The sequence below is a fragment of the Streptomyces kanamyceticus genome, from assembly GCF_008704495.1.
In the GTDB taxonomy this organism is placed as follows: Bacteria; Actinomycetota; Actinomycetes; order Streptomycetales; family Streptomycetaceae; genus Streptomyces; species Streptomyces kanamyceticus.
Window position 1 is genome coordinate 2,137,748 of sequence record NZ_CP023699.1, and the last position, 26,099, is coordinate 2,163,846.

Here is a 26,099-nt window from a genome sequence, read left to right on the forward strand (position 1 = left end):
CGTCCGGCTTCAGCGGTGCGGGCTGAACCGAAGCCGAGGCGTGGCAGCCGAGCAAGTGTCCTCGAGTCCCGCCACCGGGAAACCGAGATCGCCAGTGTCGCGGTCGACGCGTCGGGTCAAGCGATCCCGCTCTGCCGTTTCAGCCGTGGTCAGTCGGCAAGCCTTCCAGGACCCGAGGGGCTGCCCGAGCACTTCTCGTGCCGCAGGAAGCATGAGGCGTGATTGTCGGCCACCTCTGACCGCCCCCGACCAACGCTCCGGGGCAGTCTCAACTACGTTGTCAGTACCGGATGGCAGGCTGATCACTACCCGCCGCGAACCATCCTCAGGAGAACAGCATGAACACCGCCGGCCTCGGCCCGCTGGCCATAACGCGTCACAGCGGCAATGAACCGATCCGGGCCAGCGGGGAAACGGTGGGCAGACTCGGCGACTTCTGGAGCTGGGCGTGCTCCGACCTGGCCAACAACACCATGCGCGGCATCTTGGCCGAGTACCTCGTTGCCACAGCGCTCGGCGCCGCCAGCGGCACCCGAACAGAATGGGACACCGTCGACATCCGTACGCCCGAGAAGTGGCGTGTGGAGGTGAAGTCGTCGGCGTACCTGCAGTCGTGGGCACAAAGCCAGTTGTCGGAGATCTCGTTCTCCATCGCTCCGGCCTCCGGATGGGACGCCCAGACCGGCTCCACCTCGCCCGAAATACTGCGACGCTCCGACATGTACGTCTTCTGCCTGCTGCACCACCAGGACAAGCAGACCCTCGATCCCCTGGTTCTCGACCAATGGACCTTCTACGTCCTGCCCACCGCAGTCCTGAACGATCGGTGCCCGAACCAGAAAACGATCAGACTGTCCAGCCTGGAGCGCCTCCGCCCGCTGAAGACCGACTTCACCGGCCTGCCGAAGGCCACCGCTGCGTGTGCCGAAGGCACGCGACAGCCGCCGGACTATGGGGATCAGCCCCCGCTGTGAGCTTTGCCCCCTCCACTCATGTCCGCGGAGCCCTTCGAATCAGCGCTCTACCACTCCCCGGCCGACCTTCGCTGGGGAGAATCTGGGGAGAATGCGCTGCGCTGGGGAGTGCGCAATCGCCTCCCCCACCTGCGGTTGCACACCTGTCGAGAGCCTCGGCTCCAGTCGAGCGCTTGCTGTTGTCCGTTGCCGAGAGTGGCTGACGAGGCGTTCGGCATCGGACGAAAACCCGTTGCCTGCCGGTCGCCCTCCTGGTGCGATGCAGGTGTTTCGACGGCGGGAGGGGACGGCTTGGCCGTGTTCGGGTGTGCGGGTTGCGGTGCGGTGCTGACGGCGGCGGTGTCGGAGGTGGCATTGCGGATCCACCTGCGCGACACCCACTGGGAGAGGTTGCACCCGCCCCTCCTGGAGGTGGGGACGTATGCCGTCGACCCCGAGCCGTACGGTCCGCCCTGGCGGACGTGGGAGGAGTGCGGTGCCCAGGAGGCGGCAGCGCGAGGAATCTTCGCCCCGTCCGGCAACCTGTCCGACGGACCGTCGGACACCGTCCTCCTGGCGCCCGGCGACATGCGCGGCACCACACTGATCCTCGAACGGGCCGCGGGCTACTGCATGGGCATCGACGGACGGGACGGGCCGAACCTCGCCTGCCTGAGCTGCGATCTTCCCGTTGGGACAAGGATCGACGATTGCGGGTGCTGGCAGGTCGTCCGACTCCTCCCGCAGGCGATCGTGCGGCTGCCCGGCCCGCCGGAGCGGCCCGTCATGGACTGGCCAGAGCTGCTGGGCAGCAGCGCGTTGTGGCAACGGCTCGGCGAGTACCGGGACATCCCGGCGGGCGTGGCCCTCGCCCACGTCGTGGTGGCCGCCAAAGGCTGTCCGGTAGAGGTGGCGCCTGGCCCGGCCGCCGACCTCCTCGGCCCAACCCTCGCCGCGCTACTGCCCGCAAGAGAAGGCGCTAAGCGGCTGGGCCTGGCGGGACCGGGGCTCGGTGGGTCGGCCGCCGAGCTGGTGCTGGTGCCGGTCCATCCGCAGACCGGCGAGATGTGGCAGCCGAGCGGCGGCGCCGTGGCCGTGCCCGTCGAAGCCACGCTCTGGGCCGAGTTGGCCTCCCCGACGCATCGCGTACGGCTGCCGACGGTCGGTGGACTGCCGACGGGCGTAGAACGCGATGATCCGCTGCCGCCCCACCCGCGGACGCGGTTCCGGCCGTCCGGCGACGCGTTCCGGCGCACACTGGCGCGGCTGCCCGCCGTCCGGGAACCATGGCTGCGGGAGATCTACGACCGCGGGTATTGACCCGGCAGCATTGGATCCTCATTGAGGTGGCCAATGAACAGTCACGTTCGAACGAACCAATTCGCGGGTCACTTGGCTGCTTGCATGAGGATCTCGTACGACAGTGCCCGGTCGGCGAAGTCCTCCATGACGGTCAGGGTGATGAGTTCGTCGAGGGCGAGGTCGTTGGCGTATTGGTGGAGGGCCGCTTCGGCCGTGGACCGGTCGCCGCAGATCCATTCCTTGGCCCGGGTGTCGGCCATGCTGTGCTGGTGGTTGGACGTCTGTGCCGTGCGCTTCGGATCGATGGGATCGATGGGTGTGCGGTTCCCCCGGCTCTCGCCCAGGAGGTGCTCCGCGTAGGTGCGGGCGAGTTGGGCGGCGCGTTTGTGGGTCTTCGCCAGGTATACGCCTGCGCTGGCCATGGCGTACGGGTGGGGGTGTGCGGGCGAAGGCCGGTACGACTGGCGGTACGCCGTGAGCGTGTCCTGGGCTCTTGTGGTGCCGAGGTGGCCGGCGAAGGCGAAGGGGAGGCCGAGGCGGGCCGCTGTCAGGGCGACGGGGACGCTGCCCCCGAGGATCCACACGGGTACCGATGTGTGGTGGGGCATTGCGGTCGGGGTGCTGTGGGAGAGGTATCGCTGCAGTTCTTCGATCTGGGTGGCGAACGCGGTCGGCGAGGCGGCGGGGAGGGTCCCTCGAAGGGTGGTGCTCAGCGTCGGGCTGCCGGCCAGGGCGCGGCCCACGCCCAGGTCGATGCGGGAGCCGTACAGGGCGGTCAGGGTGGTGAAGGCTTCAGCGACGCGGAGTGTTGAGTGGTTGGGGAGCATGACGCCGCCGGATCCCACGCGAATGGTGGTCGTGGCGGATGCGATGGCCGCTGTGACGACCTCCGGAGTAGTGGCCGCCGCCGCGGGGTTGTCGTGGTGCTCCGCGATCCAGTAGCGGGTGTAGCCCAGTGCTTCTGCGTGTTGCGCCAGTTCCACGCTGGTGCGCAGTGCCGCAGTGCCGGTGGTTCCGGCGAAGACGGGAGCGGTGTCGAGGACGGAGAGCTTCATGGTCGGTCGGTCACCTTTCCCGGGTGACGCGGTCGGCTCGGGTCAGCATCGGCACGGCCGTAGCCGCCGCGATCATCGCCCACAGGGCTGCCCAGAGCAGGCCGGAGGGATCGCCTGACCAGGTGCCGCGCAGCCAAGCGACCTGGTAGGTGAGCGGGTCGGCGTGGGCCAGGGCACGCAGGTAACCCGGTGCGGAGTCCAGGGGGTAGAAGAGCGGTGCCGCCAGCACGACGGGCAGGGCGGTGATCGTCAGGAGGAAGTCGCGTGTGGCGTACGACTGGACGCGGGCGGCGACGGCTGCTCCGGTGGCGATCCAACCGGCGTCGACGAGGAGCGCGGTGAGCACCGTGGTCGTCAGGTGCGGCGCCGATACGTCGGCGAGGCCGCCCAGTGCGGCGGCGAGGACGAGGACCAGGGCGAGTTGGGCGAGGAAGACCGCGCCGAGGATCGTGACGATGCTCGACAGGTATCCGGCGGGGCCGCCTCCGTGCAGGGTGTAGAGGGCGAACACACCCCATTTGCGGTCGTTGGCGACATCCGAGATGGCAGCGGTGCCTGAGCGGAACGCGAGCATCGCGAGCATGCCCGGGACGACGAACGCGAGATACGTGCCCAGGCTCTGGTTCTGCCCGGAGGCAACCGCTCCGCCGATTCCGGCGGCGAGGAAGAGCAGGTAGGCGATCGGCTCGATGATCCGGCCGTAGTAGACCTGTCGCCAGTTCCACAGCGAGAGCCAGTGGAAGCGGACCGCGATCAGGGGGCGGGCGAGACGGCGCGCCTGCGGGGGCGTCTGCAGGGTGCTCATGGGTGTGCGACCTCGGTCGATGGGAGTTCGGACGTGGTGGAGGGCTGCCGGGTGAGGTGCCGGTAGCCGTCCCACAGGTCGTTGGACTCGCCGACCGGGGCCAGGAAGGTCCGCACTGGCTGGTCGGCGAGGAGGCGGCCGGTGCTGAGGGCCAGAACGCGGGTGCAGTGTTCGGCGAAGCGTGACGTGTCGTGGGTGCTGACCAGGACGGTGGATCCCTGCCTGGCGCTGTCGCGGAGGAAGTCGAAGACCTGCGCGACGGCGTCGGGGTCCAGGCCGGTGGTCGGCTCGTCGAGGACCATCAGCCGAGGTCGGCCCGCGATGGCGCGGGCGATCTGGCAGCGGCGCAGTTCCCCGCCGGAGAGCGTTTCGGCCTGCCGGTCGAGGAACCGTTCGAGGCCGACGACCTCGCAGACCTCTTCCGCCAGGGCACGTACGCCGCGCAGGGTTCCGCGGCGGAACGCCAGTCCCATCTCGACGTTCTGACGGACGGTCAATGACCAGTCGATGATCTCTCGCTGTGGGCACCAGCCGAACTCGGCCGGGCCCACCGAACGCTGCACTGTGCCCGAGTCGGCCCGCTGGAGACCGCACACGATCTCGAACAGGGTCGATTTCCCTGCCCCGTTGTGTCCGAGCAGAGCGACGACTTCTCCTTCCCCGATGCGGAAGGAGACGTCGGACAGGGCCGGGGTGGGGGCGTCGGCGTAGGTCTTGGAGACGGCCTCGGCCATCAGTAGGTCACTCATAGGGCGCTTTCGAGAAGGTCTGCGATCTGACGGGGCGAAACTTCCTCCGGCACGGGCACGACAGTGGTCACCTCGGGAAGGTGCTGAGCGATCTCGTGCCGGTCGGCGCCGGAGAACCAAGAAGACAGGTCTGAGTCGGTGGTGAAGGGCTCCGCGGGCGAAGCGTGGCGTTCGAGGTGCACGATCCGGTCGACCTTGGCCTCGGGGAGGTTGGGGACGCCCAGGAATTCCGCGGGAGGCACCAGGAGCACGAGGCCGGTGTCCGGGGACACGGTTTCGCGGTGCACACCGCTTGTGATCTTGTCCAGGTGGTGTCGGCGGCTTCCCCTGCGAAAGCCGAGGGGGCTGTCGTGCCGGCGGAACAGACCGGTGGTCAGGTCGAGCACGGCGAGGCTGTCGCTCACCAGACGTGCTCCGCGTTGACACAGCACCAGCGAGGTCGAGGTCTTGCCGACGTAGTTGGCCCCGGTGATGAGCAGTCCCTGACCGTCGGGCATCCTCAGGCAGGTTCCCGGGCCGACCGCGGTGGTCATCCACAGGTCGGAGTAGCGGAAGGGCGGGAGCGGGGAGGGTATCTCGGACCAGCCCGTGAAGGCGTGATCGACCACCCGGGCCCAGGAGCCGTCGGTGCGTCGGTCGATCTCGATGCGCTTGGCCAAGTTGTCCTTGCGGAGCAGGCTGGTGAAGAAGCCGCGCTCGGGCCATTCGGTGCAGCTCAGGGTCACCACCACATCGGGTTCACCCGCGGGAGGCTGCGAGAGCTGCTGACCCTGAAAGTAGAACAGGGCCTCGTCGACGTCGGCCGGGACGACCCGCAGCCGGGTGGTCACCCCGTAGAAGTCGAAGTACAGGTTCTGGATCATGAAGGGTCTCCGGTGAGTTCCGTGACGATGTCCGCAGCGGCTCGTCGGATGTCCCGTCCTGAATCCAGTGCGATCTCCCAGTGGTTCTCGGTGAGGCGGGTGACACGGTAGGTGCGGGACGGGCGCAGAGTGACCGTCCAGGCCCAGGCGGTCGCGGCCGGGGAGCGCTTGGCCGGCAGGAGGTTCGCGTGGACGGCCCAGGTGGTTCCGGTCGGCGTGGTGAAGCTGGGGGCGTGCGCGATGTGCGCCTGCAGCCAGGGGTGGGTCCGTAGCGTCGACTCCCTGACGCCGATGGGCCGGGTGTAGGAGAAGATCGTGCGCTCGTTGTGCAGCAGGGCGGTGTCGTCACAGACGAAGTGCCAGCCCAGTCGGGTCAGTTCGAGTAGGACGGACGACTTGCCGGCCTTCGAGGGGCCGTGCAGCAGGACGGCCCGGGAGGGGTCCCGCGGCGAGGCCACCGCGCTTGCGTGCACGGGGCGGACCAGGGAGTTCAAGGGGGGCAGCAGGAACGGCGGCAGCGGTGTCGCCCGGTCCGGCTGCCCCGCGTAACTCTCGTAGAGCTGCCAGGAGTTACCGGCCGTCCGGACATGGATGTCCTTGCGGACATCGGTGGCCCCACCGATGAATCGCCCCTCGGTGGGCAGGAGGGCGAGCGAAATGTCAGCACGCGCGCCACCCGGAGGCCGCAGGTAGTCCTGAAAGTAGTAGCGGACATGGTCACGGTCCTCGGGATGCCGGAGATGGACATCGACCGCCACACCCCAAAAATCGAACGGAATTACCTGAGCTTCATCCAATCCGGTTGGGCGTTCGCCCACGGTTCGCTCCCCCCGATGAACAGCGTCGTCCCGCTGTGGCTGCTGGAAATCAGGGAGTCGATGTCCCGGATCGTCGTATGACTGATCTGGGGGGCCATGTCCGGCCGCCATGAAGAAAGAACCGCCGCAACGGCACGGTCGGACGGATAGATCTCCTGGAGCCTGCGAGTGAGCGGGGAAAGCCGCCCGTAAAGATCTCCCGACCGCCGAAGCTGATGACTGTCAAAGCTGCCGAATTGCGCCAGGAGAACGGGGAACCGGATGTCGGGCCTGACGTCATGCAGATAAAACAGGTCCGCGTCATAGGCCTGGACGGCCCTGTCGAATCGTGCCCCGAGATCCACCAGGACCGTATCCAGGAACGACGTCGAGGGGAGCGCCTTGACCGAGATGCCTTCGGCCTTGGCCGCCTCCATGAGGATCCAGGCCGAGTCGACGAGATACATGGGGTGCCCGTACGTCAGGAAGCAGACAGGGCCCCCGTCCCGCTCCCTGACCGCCTGAAGCGCCTGAGCCGCCATCTCGTGGTAGGCCTGCGTCGGGTTGGAGTCGGCTCCGTAGACTGATTCCAGATCCACCACTGCCGCACGGTACATATGCCGCAAATCGGCATCGAAGGCAGTGTGATGGAGAATCACACCCGCGCTCTGCAGGACCTCGTCCGCTTCCACGGTCCTGCGCTCAAGTCCACCGATGCCCAGACCGACCAGATAGAGGTCGGCCTGAGCATCGGGGACGCGAAGATCTTCGCGTCTCACACGCACCCGATGAATCCCTTGCTATCGATTTTCAGAGACTCAGCAACTGACGAAGCCCGTGCAGCCCTGGCGGTGAGCACCGCTGGCAGTGACGGTCTCCTCGATCGTGGGAATGTACGTCGGGATCAAAAGCTCCTTCTCCTTCCCCTTCTCCTTCTCAAGGGCGTCGACATCGGGCACGGGATTCGTGTTGACGATGAGATCCGAGAGAACGGACATTCGCTCCTGCTTTCCAATCAAAGTGTCCCGCAGGTCGAGACGGTACGACCGTAGACGCTGCCCCCACCTTGATCAATGCCGTAAAACAGGGCCCAGCCGCCCAGAAATGGGAGTGAAACATTCCATACATAACAGAGAAAGGCTCACTACATAATTCCGCGGGATCGCAGGGGGTGCCTCTGCCTACTTCCCCGGCCAATCGCCTTAATGCGCAACCGACTTGAGACGCCTTCGCGATCGGAGCCGTCCACCGGACCCTCTCTCCCCTCCACGTTTTCCTCACGTGACGCACATCTCACACCGGAGAGGATTCTGCTGTCCCGGGATTCCGGCCCGTATCACGCGGCAGCGGTGCCTGAGCTGGAGGTGGCGCTGGTGCCCGGCGGCGAGGAGGTGTGACTGCGGATGTCCACCGACCGCTCCAGCGTTGCCGTCTGGACCATCTAGCGGCAGAGGCCGCGACCGCCTCGGTCACGCCCAACTCGTCGCCCTCGCCCACCTCCCGGTGCGACACGCGCGGTAGCGGACCGGCCTGCGATGATGGCAGCGTGCCAGAACCAGGGACCACTGCCGTCGTCATTGTCCTGCCCGATGCCGCCCCGCTCCTCGATGCGGCGTGGCGTATCGACCCGGCTCTGGTGCGTCGTGGGGTGCCGGCGCACGTCTCGCTCCTCTACCCGTTCGTGCCGGAATCGGCGCTGACGGATCAGGACGAGAGGGGCGTGCGCGCCCTGGCTGCGAGTTTTCCGGCAGCTGATCTGCTCTTGGAGGAGGTCGTGACGGCGCCCGGCTTCGTCGCCGTCGCCGTTCCGGGACTCCAGACGATCGTCGACGCGTTCCGCACCCGGTGGCCCGGGTCGCGCCCGTACAAGGGCCGTTTCGGGGCGCAGCCCGCCGCCCATGTCACGGTCGCCATGGGTGCGGACAACCCGACAGCTGCCGCCCATGTCCGCGCCGCGATCGGCAGCCTGCTGCCGCTGCGCACCCGTGCGACGGCGGTCCAGCTGGTGGTGCTGACGGAGGAAGGCTGGCAGCCCCGGCTCACCGTGCCGCTCGGCGTCCCGGACGGGCCGTAGACACCGCCCGCCAGCCCCTCGCCCCTGACCACGAACGCAACCCGAGGGCGGGCACGGGCAGGACTGGACCCGGAAAACGTCGGCCGACTTCGGGTGAGGGTGAGGTCGGGTGAGGAGTGCTCCCCGCTCAGCGGCGGCCGGTGGCCAGGACGACGAGGAACTGGCCGCCGCCCGCCTCGATTCCGGCGGTCACCGGCACTCCCGGCAGCAGCCGGGAGAACCGGTCCACCAGCCAATCCGCCGCCTCTTGGGCGTCCTTCCTGGTCGGACAACGGCCCACCATCTCGCGGCCCCCCTTGCGCGCCAGCCTGTCGGCAACGGCGATCAGCGGCGCGGGTTCGACCACGTACAGGCGGTCCGGCCAGGCGATGACCACCTTGACCGCGCCCTTGCGGCTATTGCACCCGCGGTGCGCGAGCCGCTCGGCGACCTTGGCCTTACGGTCGGTGGTCCGGCTGTCGACGCTGGGCCCCCGCGGGTCGTTCACCGACTCGTCGGGGTCGACCGGTTCGTCACACACCCAGCACCGCCAGCCGTCGCGCTCGGCCACATCATCAAGAAGACTCATCCGGGCAAATTAGCCTGCCCTGCCGCCACCCGCGCACCCAGGGTCAGGACTCCTACACCTTGGTCGCCCGGTCGTACGCGGCTACCGCCCGTTCGAGGAACGTCGCCACCGTGGCCTGCTCCTGAGCCGTCATGGACTCGGTGATCTCGCCGATGCCCGCGACAAGGGGCTCGACGTGTTCGAAGGCGGACTCCTCCCAGTGCTCCGTCGGTGTCACCAGCACCTTGCGCCGGTCGCTGGGGTGGGGCCGACGGCTCACGTGCCCGCCGTCGACCAGGCGGTCGATCACCAGCGTCATCGCCGCCGTCGACGTACTGAGTTCGCGTGCCAGTTCGCTCGGCGTCACCGGTCCGGCGCTGACGAGGTGGTCCATCACCGCGAGCCCGGCGGGATCGACGTGCATCTGCCTGCCCTGGTACCGCTCGAACCGCTGCTGGCAGCGGATCAGGTTCCTCAGTTGCTCCCGGATGGGGCTCTCCGGCGCGGTCGCGGACCGGGGATCGGTGGGCTGGTCGACAGTCATGGCGTGGAAGCTGCTCCTGGATCGCTAAAGGCGTTGGCAACCATGATGCGTGAGATCTTCAGGCCGTAGGGGGGCAGGTTCTCGGCCCGCTCGGCGAGAACGGGTGTCACACCGCGACGCCTTGCTCCGCACCAGGGGCGGAACCACCGTCAGCGGCAGCGGCGTTGACCCCGTGCTGCTCCTCCTCGGGCCGCCCCTGCTTCGGCAGCAAGAAGGTGATGGCCAAGAACACCACCAGCAGACACGCCTGGACGATCAGCGCGTGGTGGAAGCCCGTGGTGAAGTCGCCCGTCTTGGCCTGTGCGAAGAACACCGAGCCGAAGACCGCCACGCCGATGGAGCCGCCGATGGCCTGTACGGCGGACAGTACGCCGGAGGCGGAGCCGATCTCGTCGTCGTCGACCGCGGCGAGGATGAAGCTGAACAGGGCGGCGATCACCATGCCCGCACCGATACCGGCCACCGCCACACCAGGGGCGATGTCCCAGATCGAGAACGAACCGGCGCTCAGACCGTCGAGCTCGAACCAGAGCAGCACCGCACCGGCGAGCTGGATCAGCGGCCCGGCCTGGAGGACCCTGCGGCCGATCTTGTCGGCGAGGAAGGCGCCGCTGACCGCGCCGCCGATCGCCGTGCCCACCGCGAGCGGCAGGTTGCCGAGGCCCGCGTCCCCGGCGCTGAAGTGCTGGCCGATCTGCAGGAACAGCGTGAGTACGAGCTGGGTGCCGATCAGCCCGCCGAAGAACAGGGCGATGCCGCCGAGCCCGATGGTGAAGGCGGGCTTGCGCAGCAGGCCCGGGGTCACCAGGGGCTCGCGGCCCGCCGCGGCGGTGCGGCGCTGCTGGAGGGTGAACAGGCCGAACCCGACGACCGAGGCGGCCATGCACAGCCAGGTCCACAGCGGCCAGCCGTCCTCCTGGCCCTGGTTCAGCGGCAGCACCAGCAGGGCGCAGGACGCCACGATCAGGCCCGCGCCGACCATGTCGACCCGCACGGTGCGGTCGCCCCGCCTCTTCGGGACGAACCTCGCCGCGATGGCCAGGGCCGCGAGGCCGATGGGCAGGTTGATCAGGAACACCGAGCGCCACCCGAGGCCGAAGAAGTCGCCCTCGATGAGGAAGCCGCCCAGGACAGGGCCGATGATGCCGCCCAGGCCGAGCACGGGGCCGAAGATCGCGAAGACCTTGGTGAGCTCGGGTCCGGAGAAGTTCTCGCGCAGCAGGCCCAGGCCCTGCGGGAGCAGCATCGCCCCCGCGGTGCCCTGGAGCAGCCGGAAGGCGATCAACGACTCGATGTTCGGCGACAGCGCGCACAGCAGTGAGCTCAGCGTGAAGGCCGCGAGGCCGGTCAGGAACATCCGGCGCCGCCCGTAGCGGTCACCGAGCCGACCGCCCAGAACCAGGCCCGCGCCCAGGGTGAGGGCATAGCCGCCGATCACCCACTGCAGACCTACGGAACTGGCACCGAGGGACTTCTCCAGCGCGGGACCCGCGACGTTGACGATCGACGCGTCCAGGAGATCCATGACCTCCGCGACGATCATCACCACCAGGATCAGCCATCGCCACCGGTACGGCTCGGTGGTCCTGGTCGGGTCGTCGCTACTCATTTTACCTCAGATTGTTGGTTACCAATATTCTTAGCGATATTGAGAGTAACCAGCACCCCGTGGATGTCAACCGCACTCCGAAACCGAGCGGCGCACCTGCGGCATCGCAGCGCCTCACTGTGCGACTCCGGCGCGTTCGGTCGGGCGTCGCCAGGCGCGGTCCAGGTCGCGTGCCTGGGGAGTCCGACAGGGCAGCGCCGTCGTCGTCGAGCGCTTCGGCCGCTACCGGAAGAGCAAGCGCAGTCGACCAGTGATGTCCCGCCCGTGCACAAGCCGTTGCGGGAGGGCACGGTCCATCTCGGCAGGACTCCCGGCGGGCGCTCGGTCGCCGTCAAGGTCATCCAGCGGGAGTTGGCCGCCGATCCCGAGTTCCGTCGACGATTCGCCCGCGAGATCGTCGCCGCGAGCGAGGTCAGCGGGTTCTCCACCGCCGCCGTGGTCGCCGCCGACGCTCAAGGTGACCCGCCCTGGCTGGTCACCGAGTACATTCCCGGCCCGTCGCTGCACGGCGCCCTGCCCGCCAAGACCGTCCAGACCCTGGCCATCGGCATCGCCGAAGCCCTCGACGGCACCGCCATCACCCGTACCGATCACGTCGTGGGCACCCGGGGCTTCCTCGCGCCCGAGCAGCTCACCGGAGCGCCGGTCACCTTCGCCACCGACCTCTACGCCTTCGGCATGGTGCTCTGCCACGCCGCCGTCGGGCGACGTCTGGCTGCCGCCTCTCGTACGCACGCTGGTCGATCTGCACAACCAGCCTGTTCAGTCGGCGGGTTGACGACAGTCGGGCCGTACCGGACCGGACCTGGTCCCGCATCCCCGTCGCGGAGGCTCCTCACGCCTGCGGAGCCGTCTGCGGTCGCCAGATCCATGGCGTGGTGTCGGGCGACATTCCCACCACCGACAAGGGGCGTCCGCGCGGGGTCAGGAGCGAGGGTGTGCCCACGGTGGCCTCGGGGCCCGGGGCGGTCAGGGGGCGGGCCGCGGCGGCCGTTCCGAACTGGAGCTGTGCCTGGCCGTCGTCGTCCAGGCCGAGCAGTACCGGCACGGCCTTTCCGCCGCCGGGTTCCGTGGCCAGCTGCGCGGTGACGGGCGCGTAGCCGGTGAAGTGCGGCAGCGGAGTACCGGCCAGATCGGCCGAGGGGCCGTACGCGTACGGCGTCGCCGCGGCCTGGGTGCGGTAGATCAGGGCGATGTGTCCGTCCGGTTCGAGCACCGCGGCGGGCGCCCCGGCCGGGGCCCGTCCGCCCACCGGTGGGCGGACGGTGACCGGTCCGCCCGGCCGGGCCTGGGACCAGTGGTGCACGGCGTCGTGTCCCGCGGCGTAGACATGTATCCGTCCCGTCGTATCGAGCACGACGGTCAGTCCGTCCTGGACCTGTCCGCCGCCCAGGTGGTGCCAGGGGCCCCATCGGCCCGAGGCCTCTCGGACGCGTGTGGCCAGGTCCTGGGCGGCCGTGCGGGCGAAGAGGTGGACGCGGTGGTCCGGGGTGGCCACGGCCACCGGGCAGCCGACCCGCCGTCCCCGCTCGGCACCGGCGTCCGGCGTGCCGAGCCGCCGCCAGGGTCCGAAGGGCCCGTCGGGTTCGCGTTGCTCCAGGACGACGATCTCCCGCGTGTCGGCGCGGCCTTGGCCGTCGAGGGCGGCGAAGCGGAGCCCGAAGAGCAGGTGGCGCGCGGCCGCGTCGACCACGGCGGACAGGACCGGCGCCAGCGGTCCGCCCCCGAGGTTGCGCGGGGTCCCGAAGCGTGCGCTACCGGGGACAGTTTCCCGCCAGCGGACGGCCTGGGTGCCGAGCACTCCGTAGGCGACGGTCCGGCCCGCGCGGTCGGTGGCCGACACGGGCAGCGGTCCCGGGTAGCGCGGATGCGTGCTGCGCGCCCAGCCCTTGCGGCTGGTGAGGGCGTGGGTGCCGCCCTGGCTGTAGTCGCCGCAGCCCGCGTAGTCGTGGCACTCCCACCCCGGGGCGCCCCCGTACGCCGCGATGTAGCGAGCTTTCCGCGCGAGGACGGCGGGTGGCAGGTTGTACGGCCAACGCTGGTTGTAGTAGCCGCGGAAGGCCATCGTGGTGAAGCGCGGGGCGTGCCCGTCGCGCCGGTCGCACTCGGCCACCCACTGGGACAGCGCCTTCCAGGTGAACAGGGCCGTCGGGGTGTGGTCGCGGTGATCGGAGAACCGCGGCTGGTCGTTGCCCCTCGGGTGGCGCGCGTCGTGCGCCTGGTAGTCGGGATCGGGGTCCATGGTGTGGACGACGGTGGGCCGGAAGGCGGCCATCAGCCCGGCGAGCACGTCGACCAGGGTCCGGTGGTCGTAGGTGTACGCCAGGGAGTCCGGGGAGTCGGTCGCCTCCACGGTGCGCATGACCGTGCCCGGGGTGTCCCACAGGGCGGGCAGGCGCACACCCCCGGCACCGCGCATGGCGATGTTGAGGAAGACCAGCCGCGCCCTGCGGTCGCCCGCCGCGAGCTCGTCCGTCTCCGCCCTCGCGCCGTGCGACAGGGCCAGGACCGTGCGCTGCCAGGGGGTGAAGCGGTCCAGGCCGAGCATCTCCGCGTACGCCTGCCGCATGCCTTGTTGCCGGGCGCCGGAGTAGCCCGGCTTGTCGGTGACCACCGGGGCGAGCTGGTGGGGCACGCGGTTGCGGCCCCCGGCCTCCCCCGCCGTGACCACGACGGTGACCACCGGCACGCCCGCGGAAAGGAGTTGGTGGCACTGGGGGTTCATGAAGAACAGGTCGTCGTCGGGGTGGGCGATGACTTGCAGCAGCAGGCCCTTCCCCGCCGCGGCGAAGGGACCGGTCGCGTACGGATCGACGGCGTGGACCGGCGCCTTCGGGCCACCGGGACGCCCGCCGAGGTCGCACCCCGCGACCGTGACACCGGCGAGGACGCCGAGGGCGCCCGCGAGCACCTGGCGACGTGTCGCCGCGTACGGCGGACTCACCCTTTGCTCAAGAAGTCTTCGGGCCTCTCGGGCATGGATACAGGAATCCTGTCGGCATTCCGCTGCCGGGCGCGCGCATTTCCCGAATGGATGGCCCAGCGTGCGATCAGGAACGAGAACGGTGTGGCGAGTACGCCTGCGACCAGCGCCGTGATGTTCTTCCCCGTCCCCAACGAGTGCACGCCGAGGAAGAGGAGCGCACCGCTGAACACCATATTGACGAGGCTCGAAAGCGGGAAACGGAAGAAAGCCTGCCAGGTCGGCCGCATACGGCAGGTGAGATAGGTGTTCAGGAGGAAGGAACCGACGACACTTACCGCGAATCCGATGACATGCGCGAAAAGATAGGGGATCCAGCGGTTGAGCGAGACGTACACGCCCATGTATACGGCCGTGTTGACGATTCCGATCGCCCCGAAGACGAGGAACTGCCGCAGCGTGCGCAGTCCGGCGCGTCCGGGAACGGGGACCTTCGGCCGCACGGCGGCCGGGCCCATCAGGGGCGGCGGGCTGCTTCCCGCGGCGGGGACGGCGCCCGCCCGGTGCGCGCTCTCGTCGGTCTCGCGCACCACGTAGAGCGGGCGGCGTTTCGTCTCTCCGTAGATGCGGCCGACGTATTCGCCGATGACGCCGAGCGTCGCGAGCTGGATGCCCCCCAGGGCCACGATGGCGATCAACAGGGTGGCGAATCCCGGCACTTCCGCCCCGTGCGCGACGACCACCGCGGCGATCCACAGCGCGTACGCGAACGCCGCGAAGGCGAGGGCGAGTCCGACGTAGATGACCAGCCGCAGCGGGCGGCTGTTGAACGAGATGAGGCCGTCGATACCGTAGTTGAGGAGGCGTCGGCCGCCCCATTTCGAACGCCCGGCGGCGCGGCTGACGTTGTGATAGCTGAAACTGACCGTGTCGAAGCCGATCCAGGAGAAGATCCCCTTGGAGAACCGGTTGGCCTCCGGCAGTGCGAGCACCGCGTCGACGGCCCGGCGCGACAGGAGCCTGAAGTCGCCCTCCCCGTCGACGACATCGACATCCATGCACCGGCCCATGGCGCGGTAGTACGCCGAACTGGCGGCCCTGCGCAGCACCCCCTCGCCCGAGCGGTCCCGGCGGGCGACCACCTGGTCGTACCCGTGGTGCCGCAGTTCCAGCATGCGGTGCAGAAGCCCGGGCGGATGCTGCAGGTCGGCGTCCATGAGGGCCACGGCGGCGCCGCGTGACATGCGCAGTCCCGCGAGCATGGCCGCCTCCTTGCCGAAGTTCCGGCTGAAGGACAGGTAGCGCACGCGCTGGTCCGCGGCGGCGAGGGCGCGCAGCTGGGCACGGGTCGAATCGCGGCTTCCGTCGTCGACGTAACAGATCTCGAAAGATCGCCGCGTCTCGCCGAGCACCCACATCAGCGCACAGTGAAAGGTATTGATCACCTCTTCCTCGTTGAAACACGGCACAACGACCGAGATCTGGCACTCTTCCATTCGCCCCCCAGCGGGTGTGAGTGCGACCTTGCCGACCGCGGCCACCACGATTCCCCATTTCCTTAAGGTGTCTTCAAGGAGAAGGTAAGAAAATGCCGTGCGTCGACGTGAGATCTGTACGCTCGAGGACGCGAGGAGAGAGGCTCTTCTTTCATCGGACCGATGGAGAAGGAGGAGCAGCCTGTGGTGCAAGCGCCGGAAAAGGCTGTCCAGAGCCAGCGCACCGGAGGCGTTCCGGATACCCGTGCGATGTGGCGGCGGGCCCCCGCGTGGCCGGGGCTCCTCTCGCTCCTGCCGCTCGCCGTGTTCGCCTTCGCGGTGTGGAACGCCCGGTGGGTGCGCCCCGGCGGGGACGACTGGTGCTTCCTGCCGGTGGTGCGCGACGGCGGACTCTCCGCGATGGTGCGGAAGTTCTACCTCCAGGACAACGGACGCATCGTCAACGCCGTGCTGGTGTGGCCCTACGCGCGGTTCGGCGAAGCGGGCCAGCAGTGGTTCGCCCCCGTCAGCGGCGTGCTCGTCCTCGCGCTCCTGTGGGCCCTCGTCGCCGCCGCGCTGCGCGCGGCGCACGGCACGCCCCCGCGGGGCGTCCCGCTCCTGGTGGCGTCCATGGTGACGGCCTTGTTCCTGTTCGGCTCGCCCAACACGTACAAGACGTTCTACTGGCCTGCCGCCTCCGTCTCGCACACCCTGCCCCCGGTGTTCGCCTGCGCGGCGGCCGTCCCCGTCCTGCGCGCGGCGTCCCGGCGGGCGAAGGCCCTGGCCCTGCTGATCGTCGCCGTCACAGGCGCGTGCCTGGGTCTCCTCTCGGAGGAGACCTCCGTCGTCGCCTCGGTCACCCTGACGTGCGCGCTGCTGGTGAGCGGCCGCGCCTTCCCGCGCGCACGCCGTCGCTTCCTCCGCGCGTGCTGCGCCGCCGGGATCGCGGGCATCGTCATCGGCAGTCTGATCCTCTATACGTCCCCGGGCGCGCTGCACCGGCGGGAGCGCAAGCACGCGTCGACGATGCTCACCGCCGACTCACTCCTCGCCTCACTGCGCGGATTCGGCGAGATCATCTCCCAACTCCTGACGTCCTGGCCGTACTTGGGAGCCATCGCGGTGGGGGTCGTCCTCGGCCTGGTGAACCGCGTCCCCCCGGGCCGTCCCGCTCGCGGCCGCACGGACGCACTGGTGGCCGGGGCGGGCATCGGCGCGCTGCTCGTCTCCGGCTATCTCTGCACGGTGATCACCTACCCCGTCTTCGGGGAACAGGTGGTGACGTCGACACGGCTGTGGAACGACTACCTGCTGCTCTACATCCTGCTCCTCGTGTACGCCGGTACCCTCACCGGTCGCGCCCTGCGGGGCCGGGTCCGGCGCAACGGGCCGGTCCTGGCCGCCGGTTCGGTGGTGTGCGCCGCCGTCTGCGTCGCCCTCACCGTGTCGCTCGGGGGCCTCGAATCCGGCATGATCACCCGCGCCCACGGCTGGGACCTTCAGAATCGCTGGATGCGGAGCCAGGCCGCGACCGGCAGGCAGGTCCTGCCGTACGAACGGCTGCCGCTCAGCAAGATGACCGAGCCGTTCCGCCACGGCGGCCGCGCCACGTGGCCCGCCTCCTGCATCGCCGACTACTACCAGGTGCGGCGCATCACTCAGGCTTCCGAGCTGCCCTGACCCGCGGGACGAGTCCGCTCACTCCGCCAAGCCGTAGAAGTGCATGGGTGAGTTCGGCGTGAAGCCGATGCGCGGGTAGACGGGGGCCCCGGCGACGGTCGCGTGCAACGTGGCGCGGGTCAGCCCGGTGGCTCGGGCGCCCTCGTGCAGGGCCTTGCGCGTGACCGCCTCGCCGTAGCCCTTGCGCTGCCACCGCGGGTCCGTGGCGACGAAGGCGACGAAGAGGCGGCCCGCCGCTTCGACCGTGGCGGCGCACGCCACCGGGACGTCGCCCCGCATGGCCAGGTAGGCGTGCATCTCGTTCTTCCAGTACGCGGATCCGACCAGGCCGTCGCGGCCTTCCTCCAAGGGGAGCCCGTAGGCATGTGACTGGAGGTCCGCGTAGGCCCGCAGGTGCTCGTCGGTGCTCACGCGCACGAACGTCAGGTCGGGGTGGACCGGGTCGGGGACGGGCAGCAGGTCTCCGGCCATGCCCGTGCCGGGGAAGGCGTGCCGCAGGCCCGCCTGTTCGGCTGCCGGGGCCAGCGCGGTGCGCGCCTCCTCGTCGAGGAGGTCCTCGAAGAGCCACAGGAGGCCCGGGTGCTTCTTCGCGCGCATGATGTCCGCCGCCTGGCCCAGGCGCCGTGCGACGAGATCGGCTCCCGCTCCCGGCTCGGTCAGGGTGATGCAGTTGTAGAACGAGAATCGGCAGTCGGCCCAGCGGACGGAGATGCCGGGGAGGTCGCGCACGTCCGCGTCCGCGGCGCGGTCGAGTACCAAGGCGCGCCAGGCCACGGTGAGTTGCTGCGCCGATTCGATGGACTCCGTGAGGTCGGTCACCGTACTCCCATGGGGCGTTGAGGTCGTCGAGAGGGCGGCATGTGGTGTCGCCCCCATCAGATGATGCCCTCGTACTGCTTGTCCTCGGTGGGAGAACTGGAGCGGGGCACGTGGTAGGAGTCGCGTCCGAAGCGCCGCCACAGGGCGGCGATGAGGAAGGCCACCACGACGGCGACGGGCGTGTAGTTGAAGGTGGTGGCGGTGACCGGGCTGCTCTGCGGCAGCAGGAACAGCACCGTGACCGCGGCCGCCCACACCACCGCGACCCAGCCGATCGGCCGGCTCCAGCGGCCCAAGTTCCAGGGCCCCGGGGTGAATCGGTCGCGGTGGATCAGTCGCAGCAGCACCGGGATGGCGTAGGCGGAGGTGAATCCCACGACCGAGATGGCGGTCACCGCAGAGAACGCCGTGCTGGAGTACAAGGACGGCAGCGCGAGCACGAAGGCCACGACGACCGCGAGCCAGACCGCGTTGGCGGGGATGGCGGTGCGGCGGCTGAGCTTCTTCCAGCGCGACGATCCGGGCAGGGCGCCGTCCCGGGCGAAGGCGTAGATCATCCGGCTGGCGCTGGCGGTCACGGTGTAGCCGCACAGGAACTGGGCCACGATGATCACGAGCAGCAGGGCCTTGGCCGCCGCCATGCCCAGCGCGTCGAGCAGGATCTGCGCCACGGGTACGCCGGTCGGGCCCGACAGGGTCGTGGCGTAGTCCTGGATGGCGAACAGCAGCGTGGTCAGCAGGATGCCACCGGCGATCCAGGACACCGCCACCGAGCGGAAGACGCCGCGCGCCGCGGCGACGGAGGCGTGGTTGGTCTCCTCGCTCAGGTGCGCCGAGGTGTCGTAACCCGCCAGGGCGAAGACCGGCAGCAGCATGCCGAGGAGGATCACGTAGACCGGGGCGCTCCAGCCCGTGTTGTTGGTGAACTCGGAGAACACGAAACCGGCCGACTGGTGGTGGGAGGGCACGAGCGCCAGGGAGCCGATGATGACGACGGCCCCTGCCAGGTGCCACCACGCGCTCACGGACGTCAGGATGTTCATCAGCCGGGTGCCGAAGAGGTTCAGGAGCGCGTGCAGCGCGAGGATGACCGCGTAGATGGCCAGCAAGGAGCCCGAGCTCGCCGTGTAGTCGAACTGCAGGTTCAGCCACGCGGCGGTGAACGTCGCGATGCCGAAGTCCTGGGCGGCTATCCCGCCGAGCAGGCCCAGGAGGTTGAGCCAGCCGGTGTACCAGCTCCACCGCTCGCCGCCGAGCTGGCGGGCCATGTAGTAGAGGCCGCCGCTGGTCGGGTAGCGCGAGGTGATCTCCGCCAGGGCCGCGGCCAGGCACAGCACCAGCGGCCCGACGGCGAGCCAGCCCCACGTGATCACCGCGGGGCCGCCCGAGTTCAGGCCGTAGCCGAACAGCAGCAAGGTCCCCGACATGATCGAGATGACCGACAGGGAGGCCGAGAAGTTGCCGAACGCGCCCATCCGGCGGTGCAGTTGCTGGGTGTAGCCCAGCGACTGGAGGATGCGCGCGTCCTCGCCGTCGTCGTCGACCGGGTTCTGCTGCTGGCGCGGTGCTCTTACCGAAGTCATGGGTTCTCCGCACAGGAAAGCTGAAGTAGGGGCAGGTCAGCGGTCATGGGTGGTTTCCCGGCTGCCGCGGGTGGGATCTCAGGCAGGCGACGCGGTCCTCCTCGAATGCCTTGCGCCACTGGTCCTCGGGGTACCGGGCGTCGTACTGCCACGGGGCGGGAGTGGCGAAGTCGCCGATGGCGGCGAACACTTCGGTGGCCCACTGGGCGAAGCCGCCCCTCGCCGAGGCGTAGGCGAGGTGGTTCAGATCCAGCTGGGAGCTGGTGGCCGGATCGCACTTGCGGAACCAGCCCTCGAATGCCCGCGTGACGGCCCGGGTGGTGTCCTCCCTGGTCCACAGGAGGTTCAGCATGACCTCGGCGCCGCTGTCCCTTCGCTCGCGGTGCTCCTGCACACGGGCGTAGAGGGGCAGCAGGAGCAGTGGCGAGTCGGGCGGCGCGAAGGAGACCGTCCAGCGGGCGAAGTCCGTCGCGACCGCCTGGCGGCCCGCGGGACCCGGGCGGGCCTGGAGCGCCTGGGACATGCGGTGCCATGCCTCGCGGTTGAACGGATCGCGTCGGTGCACTTCCCCAAGGAGGCCCCACGGCCCACCGGGCAGCAGATACTCATGGGGCGGCGGAGCCACGTGGTGCTCCGGGTAGCGGCCTGTCGTGTCCGTTTCGGCCAGGGCCAGGCGGCAGATCCAGGGCACCGAGTCGTCGGGATTCCCCTCGCCCGCCTTGCGGCACGCCTCCCGGGCCCGGGCCACCAGCTTCTCCAGGTCCCCCACGCGTTGATAGTCGCGCGCCCAGTTCTTCCGGTAGGCCTGCAGCACCCGTTCGGTGGCGACTCGGGCGTACATCACCCGGGCGGCGAGGCTCTCCGGTTCCTCTTTCAGCCATAACTCCACGACGTTGGCCTGAGCTGCGACGACGCCGAGGACCTGCGTACGCGATGTCCACTGCGGCCAGTTGCCCGTCTGGGCGAGGACCTGCCGCATCTGCATCCAGTAACCGGCCTGGATGTCCTGCACCGCCGCGTAGAGGTCGGCGTCTCGGCCGACCGGGTTCGCCCGGCCCGGCGGGTTCGAACTCTCCATCAACGCCCCACTCGGCCAGCCTGGTGGTGTGGGCATGACACCAAGCGGTGCGCACTGGCGGCCATAAGCAGAAGGACCCTCGGGGCAGTTGGGACGGGGTGGCACGGTCGTGCGACGGGCGGCGGTCGATGGGCAGCGGGCAGCGGTGTGGCCGATCAGTGCCTGACAGGTACTTAAGTGCCTGGAGGGGCGCGTGACCAGAGAATCCAAGATTGTTAGGTTGCTCGGACGCGGGTTTCGGCCACGCTTCGGGCGGACGTCGCCATCCGTGACCGGACCTGTCGCCCGCCGCCCCGAGGGGAAGCGGGCGGGCCTTCTGGGGTGCGGGGAACTCCCGCTCCCAGATCGTCGCGGACCCACCGGGACCGACCGGGCAGCACTGCCTCGCCACCGGCGGGAACCCCCGGTCGAGGGCGAGATCTCGTCATCGGTGCCGTCGCCTCGGCGAGCCGCCTTGACTCGATCTTCCCCCAGGGAGACGCATCGTCAACTCGATTGCGGGACGCGTGAGTTGAGGCGCATTGATGATGGGGGGCGCCGTGCGGAACACTGCGTTCAGGCGTGCACAGGTGGCCCGAAATCGGTCTTCCGGACACGAAATCATTCGGCTAGTTCGGTGCGGTGGTCACTGACTGTGAGCGGATGTTGCCGCTGGGCTCGTTCTCGTACGCGTAGTCGAAGGTGTCACGCCACCGCGCGAAGACCCCCTCGGTCGACATGAGCCCGGCGAGCAGTCCGGGGACGTGGTCGAGCGCGGGGACGTCGTCCATGTACCAGGACACGGGGAGTTCGAGCACCGGGCTCGGCGGCCCGAACTCGTTCGGCTCCTCGCGGTGGACCACGACGGGGCGCGGCCGGTAGGGGGTGAAGTCGCGGCCCATCAACGAGCTGTCCCAGGCGAACTCGAACTCCTCGAGGATGCCGAGCGTGGCGTCGGAGAAGTCCCAGGACGGCGAACGGTAGCCACGGGGGCGCCGACCGACGATCTCGTGCCCGTGGTCGAGCACCGACCGGATGCTGTCGGGGAACGTGATCAGCGTGTGCCCGGGCGTGCACCAGGTCGTCGCGCTCCCGCCCAACACCGCCTCGTAGCGCGCCTATTCCTGGGCGATTTCTCCCTAATCGAAGGGATGACGAGAAAATCGTCGCGTGATATACAAGCACAATGTCTTCGCAACGCCCTTTCCGTTTCGGTGTCAACATGTTCGTTCCCGGTTCGCGACGCGAGTGGAGCACGAAGTGTCGCAGGGCCGAGGAACTCGGTTTCGATGTGGTCGGAGTCGCCGACCATCTGGAGTTTCCCGCACCGTTTCCAGCAATGGTGTTAGCGGCTGAAGCGACCGAACGAGTGCGGCTGACTACGTTTGTACTGAATACGCCGTTCTACAACCCCGTCCTCCTCGCCCGTGATGTCGCGAGCACCGATCAATTCATCGACGGACGCATGGAGCTCGGGCTCGGCGCGGGCTATGTGAAGGCCGAGTTCGACACCGCTGGGATACCGTTCCTCAGCGGTGGGAAGCGGGTCGAGCAGGTGGAGCGGACCGTCACCACGTTGCGTTCCCTGTTCGCGGACACGGAGTACAAGCCGCGGCCCGCCCAGCCGTCCGGGCCCCCGCTGCTGATCGGGGGCTGGGGCGACCGGCTGCTGCGGCTCGCCGCCACGCACGCCGACATCATCGCCCTCACCGGGGGCTGGGCCAATGCCACCGGTGATGAACTCCACCTGGCCGGAGTCGCACAGACGGAAGAACGGATCGCTTATGTGCGCGGCCTGCTCGGTGACCGCGCCGACGCCGTGGAGCTGAATATCATGGTGCAGCAGGTGATTCCGCCCGCCGAACGCGCCTCGGTTCCCGACAGGTTCGATCCGCTGCTGCCGGACGACACCGCGGAAATCCCCGAGGAACTGCCCTCCGTACTGATCGGAACTCCGACGGAGATGGCGCAGCAAATCAAGGAACGTCGCGAGCGCTATGGCTTCACCTACTTCACGGTCATGGAATACAACATGGAGAACTTCGCGCCGGTCATCGCCGCACTGCGCTGAGCCCTTTGACCGATAGAACCGAAAGAGCCGAAAGAGCCGAAAGAACCAGAAGAGGTGACCCGATTTCCGTGCTCGCCGACCAGGACACCCGTACGACCCTTATGCTGCTGCGCCACGGCGAGACGGCGTTGACACCGGAAAAGCGAATATCCGGAAGCGGCGGCTCCGACCCGGCATTGTCGGAGACGGGGCAGCGGCAGGCCGAGGCCGCGGGAAGGACACTCGTGGCACGCGGTTCGGTGCGGGCCGTGGTGTCCTCCCCCATGCGCCGGGCCCGGCAGACGGCCGAGGCAGCGGCACGACGCCTCGGTCTGGACGTCGAAGTCGACGAAGGGCTCATCGAAGCGGACTTCGGTACCTGGGAGGGACTGACGTTCGCCGAGGTGCGCGAGCGCCACCCGGACGAGATGGCGGCGTGGCTCGCCTCCCCGGAGGCGGTGCCGGGCGGCACCGGTGAGACCTTCGCCTCGGTCGCGCGCCGGGCCGCGCTCGCGCGTGACCGGATCCTGACGCGGTACGAGGGACGGACGGTGCTGGTCGTCTCGCACGTCGGGGTGTTGCGCACGCTGATCCGGCTGGCGCTCGGCGCACCGCCCGAGACCCTGTTCCGGATGGAGCTCTCGGCGGCCTCGCTGTCGACCGTGACCTATGACCGGGACGGGGGCGGGAGCGCGTCGCTGCGATCGCTGAACGACACGTCGCATCTGGCGGACCATCACTGACCACCACGCGCTGCCGAGCACCCCGTCGGTCAGCGCCGAATCGTCTTGGTGCGCATGAGGAATTCGGCGAGGTACCCGTCGTGCGGCAGCCCGTGCCGCATCCACGGCGTCGGATGGTCACCGATATAGACGTTGGAGATGGTCGGTTCGGCCACCAACTCGTCGATCAGGTCCGCGTCGGTGGTGACGGCGGTGAGGACGAGCGTGTCGCGCAGCGGCCGGATCCCGGCGTCGCGGTCCCACGGCGCCACCCACGCGCAGGGGAAGCCCAGTTCCATCCCGAGCTGCTCGGCGAACGGGCTGTCGAGCTGGTGCACCGCGGGCCGGAGCGCCGCCGAACCGTCGCCGAGGTCGCCGACGATCCCGTCACCGCCGAGCCACGCCTTGGTGCCCGCGGCCCGCTGCCGCAGATGCGTGTCCCACCGGCGGGCGGGATCGATGGGCATCACGGGCAGGACCGCGCGCTCGTCCGTCGCGGGCAGGCTGGGCAGCGCGGCGAGGCGTTCGGCGAGCGCCGCGGCCACGGGTGAGGGGTCGCCCTCGACCAGTACGCCGGTGGCGTTGACGCAGCCGACTCCCCCGCCGCCGCTGATCGACTCCACGAGGGTGTCGACGATCGGCTCCCAGTCGGTCTCGGCGGTGATGAGCACCTTGGAGCGTCCGGGGCCCTGCGGCAGGATCCGTGGATCGCCCGCGTATTTGGCCACGACGTCCGCGCCGCCGTACACCATGCCGAGGTCGGCGTGCCGGAGGATGTCGTCGGCCACGTTGTGGTCGGTGGGCAGCAACGCGATTCCCTCGTCGCCGAATCCGGCCTCGCGCAGGGCGGTGATCAGCCGGTGCGGAGTGAACGGCTCGCGGCGGGAAGGGCGCACGGCGACGCGGTAGCCGAGCGCGAGGGCGTCGAACCAACCCTGGTGCACAGCCGGGTGGTTGCCCGCCGCGTGCACGGCGAACACCGCACCGCGCGGGGTCCACACCGCCGTACCGTCCTTGGCCCGGGGATCGCGCCACGAGTCGACCGCACCGGCCGGTCGCGCGTTCTCCACGGTGCGATGGATGCGCTCCGCGGCCAGTGCGATGTCGGCGGTGGCATCGCGCACCACGGAGATCGGTATTCCGGTGACCGCGCTGACCGTGTGCTGGTACTCCCGCGGCGTCAGTCCCGCGATCGTCTCCGTGGCGAAGGCCCGGCCCGCCCGGGCGAGCGCCGCGATCCGCGCGTCGAAGGGCAGCGCCGACGCTCGGCGCATCGCCTTGAGCGCGCGGGTGACGTACAGCGAAGGGGCCAGGCTCAGGTTCGCGACCGGGTTTCCCGGCAGGTCGTGAATGGTCTCCTGGCGCCGGGACCGATAGGGGCCGCCGGGGCCGAGAACGTCCAGGGGCAGCATCAGTACACACCCTCGACCACGGCCGTGTCGCCGAAGGACGCCACGGGTGTGACGTCCGCGACCGCGTCACCGAAGCCGCCGTCCACCGGGGCGATCCGGGTCGCGAAGTCCCGCTCGATGTTGTTCACCAGGAGGGCACTTCGGCTCATGTGATGCACGACGATCTGCCCGCGCTCGCCGTACGGAACGACCTGGCCGGTGTCGGGGTCGATCACCCGGAACGTGGTGTACGGAGCGAAGGAGTCGAAGACGCACGGCTCGTCCGCGCCGAGGCCGGGCCGCTCCACCGAGGTCCCCAGCATCATCGTGCCGCCGTACCCGCCGACGAACGTGGCGTTCTTGAACACCTCGTCGCGCAGCAGATCGCGGGTGTCGGCGTCCAGGTGCGTACCGCCCCAGACGATCGCGCGGACCTTCCGGTCCACCAGCTCGACCAGGTCGTCGCGCTGCGCGAGGCGCTCCAGCATCGGCGGTGTGGCGAACAGGACGCCCACGTCCTGGCTGGCCAGGATGTAGCCGACCTGTTCGATGAGGTGATCGGTGTAGGCCTCGGCCATGTCCATCCGGCCCTCGGCGATCACCTTCTTCACCCATCTCGGGTCCAGGTCGATGCTGAAGTTCAGGCCTCCGCGGAGCATCGCGGTGTCGACCGCCATCGCGCCGACGTTGTGCGGCCCGGTGGGCACGGCGCTGAGCCAGTCGACGTCGCGCGGCACGCCGTGCGCGTCCAGTCGCTCGCTGAACCACTCGACGCTGCCCCGATGCCACTCCGCGGAGTACATCACGCGCTTGGGCTGCCCCGTGGTGCCGCCGCTCTCGTAGACGGACGCCCGGTGCTCGTCGCCGTAGCCACGGGGAATCAGCTCACGGACGCCGACGTCGCGCAGCTCGTCCACCACGTTGGGGAACAGACCGAGATCATCGAAGTCCCGTACGTCGGTGAGCGGATCGAAGCCGAGTGACCCGGCCCGTTTCAGCCAGAACGGCGAGCCGGTCTCCGGACTGAAGTGCCACCGCATCATCTCCCGAACGAACTCTCCGCCAGTGCGCTCGACCATGGATTTCCCTCTCGAAAGAATT

24 protein-coding genes and 1 pseudogene are annotated in these 26,099 nt (G+C 69.3%); 6 read left to right on the top strand and 19 right to left on the bottom strand.

Annotation, left to right across the window (positions count from 1 at the left end):
- Positions 1-338: 338 nt before the first annotated feature.
- Both CP970_RS08535 and CP970_RS08540 read left to right on the top strand, forming a co-directional pair.
- The gene (locus CP970_RS08535) at positions 339-974 is read left to right on the top strand and encodes a hypothetical protein (protein ID WP_055545321.1); all 636 of its coding nucleotides are present in this window, start codon (positions 339-341) and stop codon (positions 972-974) included.
- 348 nt (positions 975-1,322) lie between these two features.
- Positions 1,323-2,273: a hypothetical protein gene (locus tag CP970_RS08540; RefSeq protein WP_224058325.1), complete on the top strand. Its 951-nt coding sequence runs from the start codon at positions 1,323-1,325 to the stop codon at positions 2,271-2,273.
- A gap of 68 nt (positions 2,274-2,341) precedes the next feature.
- On the opposite strand, the gene CP970_RS08545 is transcribed toward CP970_RS08540, so the two are convergent.
- The 7 genes from CP970_RS08545 to CP970_RS08570 are packed head-to-tail and all read right to left on the bottom strand — an operon-like array spanning position 2,342 to position 7,522.
- Positions 2,342-3,310 carry an MsnO8 family LLM class oxidoreductase gene (locus CP970_RS08545; protein WP_055545323.1) on the bottom strand — a complete coding sequence of 323 codons (969 nt, stop codon included), beginning with the start codon at positions 3,308-3,310 and terminating at the stop codon, positions 2,342-2,344.
- 10 nt (positions 3,311-3,320) lie between these two features.
- Positions 3,321-4,115 (bottom strand): ABC transporter permease, encoded by a 795-nt coding sequence (locus CP970_RS08550; protein WP_055545324.1) that lies wholly within the window; start codon positions 4,113-4,115, stop codon positions 3,321-3,323.
- Positions 4,112-4,864 (bottom strand): ABC transporter ATP-binding protein, encoded by a 753-nt coding sequence (locus tag CP970_RS44110; protein WP_157877679.1) that lies wholly within the window; start codon positions 4,862-4,864, stop codon positions 4,112-4,114. Before CP970_RS44110 ends, CP970_RS08550 begins: the two co-directional genes overlap by 4 nt.
- Positions 4,861-5,727 (bottom strand): phosphoenolpyruvate carboxykinase (ATP), encoded by an 867-nt coding sequence (locus CP970_RS44115; protein WP_055545326.1) that lies wholly within the window; start codon positions 5,725-5,727, stop codon positions 4,861-4,863. The genes CP970_RS44110 and CP970_RS44115 overlap by 4 nt, the downstream gene beginning before the upstream one ends.
- On the bottom strand, positions 5,724-6,485 hold the full coding sequence (locus CP970_RS08560) for a phosphoenolpyruvate carboxykinase (ATP) (RefSeq protein ID WP_055545327.1): 762 nt from the start codon (positions 6,483-6,485) through the stop codon (positions 5,724-5,726). Before CP970_RS08560 ends, CP970_RS44115 begins: the two co-directional genes overlap by 4 nt.
- A 20-nt stretch (positions 6,486-6,505) precedes the next feature.
- Positions 6,506-7,303: an SAM-dependent methyltransferase gene (locus CP970_RS08565; protein WP_055545328.1), complete on the bottom strand. Its 798-nt coding sequence runs from the start codon at positions 7,301-7,303 to the stop codon at positions 6,506-6,508.
- 39 nt (positions 7,304-7,342) lie between these two features.
- Positions 7,343-7,522 (bottom strand): hypothetical protein, encoded by a 180-nt coding sequence (locus CP970_RS08570; RefSeq protein WP_055545329.1) that lies wholly within the window; start codon positions 7,520-7,522, stop codon positions 7,343-7,345.
- 548 nt (positions 7,523-8,070) lie between these two features.
- On the opposite strand from CP970_RS08570, the gene CP970_RS08575 reads away from it, so the two are divergent.
- Positions 8,071-8,598 carry a 2'-5' RNA ligase family protein gene (locus tag CP970_RS08575; protein ID WP_055545330.1) on the top strand — a complete coding sequence of 176 codons (528 nt, stop codon included), beginning with the start codon at positions 8,071-8,073 and terminating at the stop codon, positions 8,596-8,598.
- A gap of 127 nt (positions 8,599-8,725) precedes the next feature.
- Here the strand turns inward: CP970_RS08575 and CP970_RS08580 are convergent, their stop codons facing one another.
- The 6 genes from CP970_RS08580 to CP970_RS08605 all read right to left on the bottom strand — a co-directional run bounded on the left by CP970_RS08580 (position 8,726) and on the right by CP970_RS08605 (position 15,717).
- The gene (locus CP970_RS08580) at positions 8,726-9,166 is read right to left on the bottom strand and encodes a hypothetical protein (RefSeq protein ID WP_055545331.1); all 441 of its coding nucleotides are present in this window, start codon (positions 9,164-9,166) and stop codon (positions 8,726-8,728) included.
- 52 nt (positions 9,167-9,218) lie between these two features.
- Positions 9,219-9,689: a MarR family winged helix-turn-helix transcriptional regulator gene (locus CP970_RS08585; protein ID WP_055545332.1), complete on the bottom strand. Its 471-nt coding sequence runs from the start codon at positions 9,687-9,689 to the stop codon at positions 9,219-9,221.
- A 106-nt stretch (positions 9,690-9,795) separates the two neighbouring features.
- Positions 9,796-11,298, bottom strand: a complete 1,503-nt coding sequence (locus CP970_RS08590; protein ID WP_055545333.1) for an MFS transporter — start codon at positions 11,296-11,298, stop codon at positions 9,796-9,798.
- Positions 11,299-11,520: 222 nt separating this feature from the next.
- Entirely contained in the window at positions 11,521-12,033 is a 513-nt protein-coding gene (locus CP970_RS44120; RefSeq protein WP_055545334.1) for a hypothetical protein, read from the bottom strand.
- Between the two features lie 100 nt (positions 12,034-12,133).
- Positions 12,134-14,242, bottom strand: coding sequence for a PIG-L family deacetylase (locus tag CP970_RS08600; RefSeq protein ID WP_055545335.1), 2,109 nt, complete (start codon positions 14,240-14,242; stop codon positions 12,134-12,136).
- Positions 14,239-15,717 carry a glycosyltransferase gene (locus CP970_RS08605; RefSeq protein ID WP_055545359.1) on the bottom strand — a complete coding sequence of 493 codons (1,479 nt, stop codon included), beginning with the start codon at positions 15,715-15,717 and terminating at the stop codon, positions 14,239-14,241. The genes CP970_RS08600 and CP970_RS08605 overlap by 4 nt, the downstream gene beginning before the upstream one ends.
- Before the next feature lie 186 nt (positions 15,718-15,903).
- Between CP970_RS08605 and CP970_RS08610 the strand changes: the two genes are divergently transcribed.
- The gene (locus CP970_RS08610; protein ID WP_224058326.1) at positions 15,904-17,376 is read left to right on the top strand and encodes a DUF6056 family protein; all 1,473 of its coding nucleotides are present in this window, start codon (positions 15,904-15,906) and stop codon (positions 17,374-17,376) included.
- Between the two features lie 18 nt (positions 17,377-17,394).
- Here CP970_RS08610 and CP970_RS08615 read toward each other — a convergent pair whose 3' ends face one another.
- The 4 genes from CP970_RS08615 to CP970_RS08630 form a co-directional block, all read right to left on the bottom strand.
- Positions 17,395-18,195, bottom strand: coding sequence for a GNAT family N-acetyltransferase (locus CP970_RS08615; protein ID WP_055545337.1), 801 nt, complete (start codon positions 18,193-18,195; stop codon positions 17,395-17,397).
- Between the two features lie 56 nt (positions 18,196-18,251).
- Positions 18,252-19,778 carry an amino acid permease gene (locus CP970_RS08620; RefSeq protein ID WP_055545338.1) on the bottom strand — a complete coding sequence of 509 codons (1,527 nt, stop codon included), beginning with the start codon at positions 19,776-19,778 and terminating at the stop codon, positions 18,252-18,254.
- Between the two features lie 43 nt (positions 19,779-19,821).
- Positions 19,822-20,856, bottom strand: coding sequence for a hypothetical protein (locus tag CP970_RS08625; protein ID WP_055545339.1), 1,035 nt, complete (start codon positions 20,854-20,856; stop codon positions 19,822-19,824).
- Between the two features lie 608 nt (positions 20,857-21,464).
- Entirely contained in the window at positions 21,465-21,863 is a 399-nt protein-coding gene (locus CP970_RS08630) for a polysaccharide deacetylase family protein (RefSeq protein WP_150493127.1), read from the bottom strand.
- 158 nt (positions 21,864-22,021) lie between these two features.
- Between CP970_RS08630 and CP970_RS08635 the strand changes: the two genes are divergently transcribed.
- Positions 22,022-22,906, top strand: a complete 885-nt coding sequence (locus CP970_RS08635) for an LLM class F420-dependent oxidoreductase (RefSeq protein WP_055545341.1) — start codon at positions 22,022-22,024, stop codon at positions 22,904-22,906.
- Positions 22,894-23,628 (top strand): annotated as a pseudogene (locus CP970_RS08640) (histidine phosphatase family protein); the annotation flags it as partial. The gene CP970_RS08635 and the pseudogene CP970_RS08640, both read left to right, overlap by 13 nt.
- Before the next feature lie 29 nt (positions 23,629-23,657).
- Here CP970_RS08640 and CP970_RS08645 read toward each other — a convergent pair.
- Together CP970_RS08645 and CP970_RS08650 are read right to left on the bottom strand one after the other, a co-directional pair.
- Positions 23,658-25,019: an aldehyde dehydrogenase family protein gene (locus tag CP970_RS08645; RefSeq protein WP_055545342.1), complete on the bottom strand. Its 1,362-nt coding sequence runs from the start codon at positions 25,017-25,019 to the stop codon at positions 23,658-23,660.
- A complete protein-coding gene (locus tag CP970_RS08650) occupies positions 25,019-26,077 on the bottom strand; it encodes an AMP-binding protein (RefSeq protein WP_055545343.1) in 1,059 nt (352 codons plus the stop codon). Before CP970_RS08650 ends, CP970_RS08645 begins: the two co-directional genes overlap by 1 nt.
- Positions 26,078-26,099: the final 22 nt, after the last annotated feature.